This window comes from Rugosimonospora africana, from assembly GCF_016862975.1.
GTDB classification, from domain to species: domain Bacteria; phylum Actinomycetota; class Actinomycetes; order Mycobacteriales; family Micromonosporaceae; genus Rugosimonospora; species Rugosimonospora africana.
This window is the reverse complement of sequence record NZ_BONZ01000153.1, coordinates 1-4,775: the sequence shown is the minus strand read 5'-3', so window position 1 is coordinate 4,775 and position 4,775 is coordinate 1. Positions and strand designations below refer to the sequence as shown.

The 4,775-nt window shown below is 67.8% G+C and carries 5 protein-coding genes and 2 pseudogenes; 3 read left to right on the top strand and 4 right to left on the bottom strand.

Annotated features, from left to right (window positions below):
- Nucleotides 1-274: hypothetical protein (locus tag Raf01_RS50455; RefSeq protein ID WP_239134594.1), on the bottom strand; the 274-nt coding region annotated here is incomplete at its 3' end.
- Here Raf01_RS50455 and Raf01_RS48835 point away from each other — a divergent pair.
- Nucleotides 218-685 carry a GNAT family N-acetyltransferase gene (locus Raf01_RS48835; RefSeq protein ID WP_308442714.1) on the top strand — a complete coding sequence of 156 codons (468 nt, stop codon included), beginning with the start codon at nucleotides 218-220 and terminating at the stop codon, nucleotides 683-685. The genes Raf01_RS50455 and Raf01_RS48835 overlap by 57 nt on opposite strands.
- Nucleotides 686-699: 14 nt before the next feature.
- On the opposite strand, the pseudogene Raf01_RS48830 reads toward Raf01_RS48835, so the two are convergent.
- Together Raf01_RS48830 and Raf01_RS48825 are read right to left on the bottom strand one after the other, a co-directional pair.
- Nucleotides 700-1,833 (bottom strand): annotated as a pseudogene (locus Raf01_RS48830) (IS630 family transposase).
- Between the two features lie 158 nt (nucleotides 1,834-1,991).
- Nucleotides 1,992-2,810 (bottom strand): maleylpyruvate isomerase mycothiol-dependent enzyme family protein, encoded by an 819-nt coding sequence (locus Raf01_RS48825; RefSeq protein WP_203925026.1) that lies wholly within the window; start codon nucleotides 2,808-2,810, stop codon nucleotides 1,992-1,994.
- 47 nt (nucleotides 2,811-2,857) lie between these two features.
- Between Raf01_RS48825 and Raf01_RS48820 the strand changes: the two genes are divergently transcribed.
- Both Raf01_RS48820 and Raf01_RS48815 read left to right on the top strand, forming a co-directional pair.
- Nucleotides 2,858-3,532: a PadR family transcriptional regulator gene (locus Raf01_RS48820; protein WP_203925025.1), complete on the top strand. Its 675-nt coding sequence runs from the start codon at nucleotides 2,858-2,860 to the stop codon at nucleotides 3,530-3,532.
- Between the two features lie 452 nt (nucleotides 3,533-3,984).
- Nucleotides 3,985-4,248 (top strand): annotated as a pseudogene (locus tag Raf01_RS48815) (helix-turn-helix domain-containing protein); the annotation flags it as partial.
- Between the two features lie 83 nt (nucleotides 4,249-4,331).
- On the opposite strand, the gene Raf01_RS50450 reads toward Raf01_RS48815, so the two are convergent.
- Nucleotides 4,332-4,598, bottom strand: coding sequence for a transposase family protein (locus Raf01_RS50450; RefSeq protein ID WP_239134592.1), 267 nt, complete (start codon nucleotides 4,596-4,598; stop codon nucleotides 4,332-4,334).
- Between the last annotated feature and the right edge of the window lie 177 nt (nucleotides 4,599-4,775).

Genomic DNA, 4,775 nt, shown 5'->3' with positions numbered 1-4,775 from the left:
GTGCTGTGACCGCATAGGTTCGCCGGATCGGTGGTCGCTTCGTCAGCCGGAGAGCGAGCCGTGCAGGTTCTTCTTCCTGCGTGGCGATGTCGTCCTGAGGAAAAGGGATTGCCTCGGGCGCACAGCTCACGTTTGGCTGGGCAGCATGGCTGAACTGCGTACCAATCGCCTCACTCTCCGTCGATGGCGAGACTCCGACCTTGAACCATGGGCGGCGATGAATGCCGATCCCGAGGTTCGGGAGCACTTGGGCGACCTGCTTACCCGCGAACACTGCGATGCCTCCGTGGCCCAGTTCCAGGCCGAGTTCGACCAGCGAGGCTACGGGTGGTGGGCGGTTGAGGTGCGGGCCACGGGCGAGTTCATCGGCTTTGCGGGCTTGGACCAGGCGGATGACGGTATGCCGTTCACAGGAGTGGAGATCGGCTGGAGGCTCGCCCGCTCGGCCTGGGGCCAGGGCTACGCTACCGAGGCCGCGCTGACAGTCCTGGCCCACGGCTTCGACACTCTTGGGCTTTCCGAGATCCTTGCTGTGACAACGGCCACCAACCTCCGTTCGCAGGCGGTGATGCGACGGATCGGCATGACCCGGGACCCGGGCGACGACTTCGACGACCCCACCGCGCCCGAAGGGCCACTGCGTCCGAGCGTGCTGTACCGCATCGCCCGTAGTGCGAGGATCTGACGTTCTGCGCTGGATCACTTGGTCAGGCTGCGGTGGCGAGGGGGCCGTCCGCCCCAGAGGATGCCTTTCTCGCCGCGGATGCGAGCGCGTTCCTTGCGTCCGGGCGGCGAGGACGTCGGGGTGGCGGGCGTTGGCGTTGCGCCAGCGCAGGTAGGCGTGCAGGGCTCTGGTCTGCACGGTGTGGTTGGGGTGATAGGAGTTGGCGATGGTGAACTGCCTCAGCGGCCCGAAGTGCGCCTCGACGGGATTTGCCCAGGAGGCGTAGGTCGGGGTGAAGCACAACTCGATCTTGTTCTTCTTCGCCCAGCGGCGGATGTCGCTTCCCTTATGGGCGGACAGGTTGTCCAGGATCACGTAGATCGGTGTGCCGTCGAGTCGGGCGGCTCGGATCGACTTCAGCGCCCTTTCAGCGTGTTCGCGGCGCCCTTCCTGCGGCGGTTGGCTCCCCACAGGGTGTCGTCGCCGATCGAGTAGCAGCCGTGGAAGTACCGGATGCCGTGGGTGCGGTGGTAGGTGGCGGCCACCCGGTCGGGGTGTTTCTGGCGGGCCCAGCCAGAACCTGCGGCGGGCCGGATCCCGAGCGGGCCGAACTCGTCGAAGGCGAAGACCCGGTCCGGGAAACGGTCCACCACTTCCTCGATCCGGTCCAGCTTCGCCTCACGCTCGGGGTCCGGGGACTCCTTGCATGCCTTGGTGCGCTGGAAGGTGATGCCGCGGCGGGCGAGCAGGCGGCGTAATGCTTCGCGGCGGATGCGTATGACCCGGCCGTGGACTTTCCGCAGATAGGCGGCAAGCTTGCGCAGTGACCAGCGGGTGAGGGGCTGGCCGAGTTTGGCAGGTCGGGTGGTGGCCGTCTGGATGACGAAGTCCTCCTTGTCAGGGCTGAGTTGGCGGGGCGGCCTCCCGCCCAATGAGGGTCCAGGCAGGCCAGGCCGATCTCGTTGAAGCGGTGGATCACGTCCCGGACGGTGTCCTCGTCGGCCTGCACCAACTGGGCGATCACCGGTACCCGTGTTCCCGCCGGCCGAGGCCAGCAGCATCATCGCGCGGCGGTAGCGCACCGAGCTTGTACTGCCTCGGCGCACGATCTGCTGCAGCCGTTGCCCCTCCTGGTCGGTCAGTCTGCGCACACGGACAGGCTCGGCCACCGCGCCTCCAGCGGTCGGATCGGACGGTTACCCCACACCCAACCGCCAGGACCACCAACACGGCGAACCTATGCGGTCACAGCACTAGCTCGCTGCTCGTCGACCACCTGCCAAATCTGGTGGCTGTTCATCGGGGCCTCTTGAAGCCGTGTGGTGGATCAGACGGGGAGGAACAAACGGGGGAGCTGGAGGCCGAGCCAGGGCCGGCGACCGCCGACGACTGCGAGCCCCCGGCGTATGGCGCCGGGAAGACCAATGCGTTTAAGGAACAGGAGATCGATCGGCACCGCCCGGGCCCACACGACAACATCGACAGGCCCGTCCGAGGCGCTGGCGTCGGCGACGGTGCAGGCGCCGTCATCGATGGACATCAGCTGCGACCGGCCGCCCGCGACGTGGATGCGGGCACGAAACTGCATGCCGGCGGTGGCAGTCGGGTCGAGCCAGCCGGATGCGACCTGCAGCCCGCCGTTGACATGAAGGACGGCGTCCCGTGCCGCGATCGGCCATGGCTGCTTCATCGTTCGGGCGACGTCCCACCCGTGGACGAGCAGCTCACCGAGCATGTTCCCGCGCGCACCGGCCCCGTCGATGGTCTGACCGGTGTGGAATGGAAACCGTGCGTCCAGGGGGATCTCGAGGGCGAGGTAGGCCTCCAGTTCAGATTTGAGCAGGCCGAGCAGGTCAGGCACTGAGGCGCCCTCGCGGCGGGCGAGATCGCGAGCATTCAGGTCACCCACCTCGAACGGCGTCTCGGCCAGCCCGTCGGGCACAGTGAGGTCTCGCCGGGTGTAGCGACCGAGCACGTCGAGCACGTGCGCGGCGACATCACGGCAGGTCCATGCCGAGTCGACCAACGTGCGCCGAGGGTCGCTTCGAGCCATCAGATCGTAGAACCGGTCGAACGCGGCGCGGGTGCGGGCTTCGAGCTCCGCGTCAGAGGTTGTCGTCAGCGTCATCGCCAGACCTTCTTCCACAGTGCAGAGTGCACTGTCACGGTGCAGTATGCACTACACTGCTGGTCGTGGCAAGAACGGATTCAGAGCAGACATCCGACGACAGCGAAGACCTCCCGTCACTCAACGCGCTGGCCGTGCTCGGCCTGTTGGCGACCGTGCCGATGACGGCGTACGCCTTGGCCGAGCAGACCCAGCGCTCGCTGCGTTGGGTGTGGACTGCGAGCCGCCGCGCTCTGCTCGGCGAGCCCAAGCGCCTCGCCGAACGTGGGCTTGTCGAGGCGGTTGCCGCGGAGCCCGGCAGCAGAGCAGGCCAGCGCTGGCAGGCGGCAGAAGCTGGCCGGGAGGCGATCCGTCGGTGGCTGAGCACGCCGGTCAGCCCGACGGGAGTAAATAGCGAGATCGCGCTTCGACTGATCTTCGCCGACCAGTCGGACCTCGCGGCCCTGAAGGCGCGGGTCGCCGAGCGCCAGGCACAGATCCAGCAGGAGATCCAGGCGGGCCTCGCGCTGCTCGACAGCCTTCTCGTAGACGGTGGCCCGCTCCCGCAGCGCTTGCACATCACGACGGCGACAGCCCAGCTGATCATCGAGTACCGGCTCGGCGAGCACGCCGCCCTGACGTGGCTGGCCGACGAGCTGACCCGATGGGAGGACACGACCACCCCGCAGCCGGAGCGGAACCGGGCCGCGCTGATCGCACTGCGTGAGCGACTCCGTAAGGCGATGGACACGGACGCGTGATGATATGCCCCAGAAGCACACGTTCGGATTGGTCAGGTCGAGCGAGTCGACCGCGCAAACTGTCCACCGCCGTCGACGTCCAGCGCGAGGCCTGATCGCGATCCGGACTCGGGAACCTACGAGGGCGTCCAACGCCAATTCGTCGAAGGCCGGCCCGTCTCCGCCATCGCCCGCGCGCTGCGAGTGGACCGGCACACCGTACGCCGGTTCGCCCGGGCCACCGACCTGAATGAATTGCTGTCCAGGACCATCAACCGCATCACCCTGTCGGGCGCCTACCCGCCCGACCTCTAGCAGCGGTTCGACGCCGGCCACACTGACGCAGCCGCCCTCTACCGCGAAATCCGCGCGCAGGGCTACCGCGGCAGCCCAAATCGTCCGCCGCTTCCTGCAGTCCTTCCGCCCACCCGAACCATGCCACCTGCCGCCCCGTCCGGCTGGCCGCCGAACGCGGAGGTGAGGTGATCGCTGACGGGCGACCGGGTCGGCAGTGGGCGTTGAACCTGCCCGACCGGGTACTGCTGGTCGCCGCCTACTGGCGAACCAACCTGACCCTGCGCCAAATCCGCCCGCTGTTCGGCATCTCGCATGCCGCCGCGCACTGCGTCGCCGACACCATCGGACCGCTGCTCGCGCTGGCCCCGGGCTGATGTCGACGCGCCGACCAGATCGCGATCGTCGACGGCACCCTGATTCCGACCCGAGACCACCGCCTGCCCGGTGCAGCGCCCTGCCGAGTCTGACGCGACCTGGCTTACCATGCACGAGTGGCGCTGGAACCCGCACCGTCTCGACGAGATCATCGCCGATGCGGCCAACCAGCCAGCACCGCGCAGACCGCCAGCGCGAGCAGGCTGGCCAGCCGATACCGCACGCCGCGGCGGCTACGCGGGCCAGGCACCGCCGCCAGAGCGTGCACCAGGTCGTTCTGGTGCTCCTCAGCCAGCGCGGCGGGCACCGCGCTATGGCCGGGCGAGTTCTCTTGCAGCGCGTCGACCAGACAAGATGGCATCAGCAGGTGTGGTCCCTCTTGGGAGTCATATAGCTTCGACAACTCCATGATCACGAGAGGTTCACCCCTGCCTCACACCACCCCGGACCGCCCACAAAACGCCACGTCAAACACCCTGCTCTCGACAACCGATCGCCCTGACAACGGAGTGAGGGGCGGCGCATTACCGTCCCGACGGGATGAATCGAGGCGGTACGGGAGTTGGGTGGGGCGTCAGCGCGGTCCGATGAT

What these genes read in the sequence shown, in the direction of transcription:
- Raf01_RS48835 (WP_308442714.1), top strand. Translation starts at nt 218, where the DNA reads ATGAATGCCGATCCCGAGGTTCGGGAGCACTTGGGCGACCTGCTTACC.